The organism is Streptomyces sp. NPDC033229, from assembly GCF_055576875.1.
Genome location: NZ_JBVIQR010000215.1, coordinates 1 through 1,099, shown reverse-complemented (window position 1 = coordinate 1,099; position 1,099 = coordinate 1). Strand labels below are relative to the sequence as shown.

1 protein-coding gene and 1 pseudogene are annotated in these 1,099 nt (G+C 67.8%); both read right to left on the bottom strand.

Going from position 1 to position 1,099, the window contains the following annotated elements; translation table 11 throughout:
- A pseudogene (locus ACZ53N_RS37495) lies at window positions 1-255 on the bottom strand (IS110 family transposase); the annotation flags it as partial.
- Complete coding sequence (locus ACZ53N_RS37490) at window positions 218-748, bottom strand: IS110 family transposase (RefSeq protein WP_469145151.1); 531 nt, start codon at window positions 746-748, stop codon at window positions 218-220. The gene ACZ53N_RS37490 and the pseudogene ACZ53N_RS37495, both read right to left, overlap by 38 nt.
- Between the last annotated feature and the right edge of the window lie 351 nt (window positions 749-1,099).

The following is a 1,099-nucleotide window of genomic DNA, read 5'->3' as shown; positions in this document are numbered from 1 at the left end:
AATGATCAAACGCGCGTGGGCGGTGGCGGTGGCTGCATAAGCGATGGTGACTTGTTCAGGCAGGCCGAGCTGTGGCTCGCGCAGGGCGGCCTGGATCGCGGCGGCTTTCGCCTCTCGGTTGCGGCGGCGATGGCGGGTGAGGACGGTGGTGATCTGGGTGCGGGTGAGCTTCGCCGCTGCCGCTGGAGTGGGTGCCTTGACCAGCAGTTCCAGTGCGTCAGTGCTGGTCAGCGTCAGGTCCGCATAGGCAGACAACGCGGCAGGGAAGTACTCCCGCAGCGTGGAGCGCAGTCGCTGAAAGGTCCGGGTGCGTTCCCAGATGTGTCTGATGGGCGCGGGCGACCACCTTGACGGCCTGGGCCGCCTCGCTGTCCCCGGCCACGGCCCGCAGCTGGGCCCGGTCGATGCGGACCATGCCAGCCAGTGCGTGGGCGTCGCCCTTGTCGCCCTTGGCCCCGGACGAGGCATAGCGTTCCTTGAAGCGGTTGACCTGGCGGGGGTTGATCGCGAACACCTGGTAGCCGGCGGCGATCAGAGCCTGCACCCACGAGCCGCGGTCGGTCTCGATCCCGACCACGACCTCGGCCGGGTCCAGGTCCTCGCCGTCGTGCCGGGCGACGAGCTCGTGGAGTCTGGCGATGCCCGACACTCCCTCGGGCAGATTCACGGCGGCCAGCTTCCGGCCGCTCTCGTCCTGGACCTCGACATCGTGGTGGTCCTCGGCCCAGCCATCACCAATCAGCAGCAACAGACCCTCCCCATAACGTACTTGACACAGCGGTGCAGCCTGCGGAAGGCACGGCACGCGGCCTAATGGATCCAGTGCTCACACCCCCCTGGGGCGGGCACGCCGCCCCATCAGCGGTCTGGCCTACCGGCCGACCAGCAGGGGCACGGTCTCAAACCAGAAGTCCGATGCTTCGGGCAGCGATAGTGCTCACCTGCTGGCGGCTACGGAATCAAGCATTCACCGACTCCGTGGCTCCCATTACTGAGGGTTTCGGCGTGAAGTCGGTGGTGACGGTGGGTGGTCCCTGCGCTATGCCGTGGGCATGCGGTATGCGCAAGGGGGTGGCCTGAGTGCCGATCGGCGGCAGGC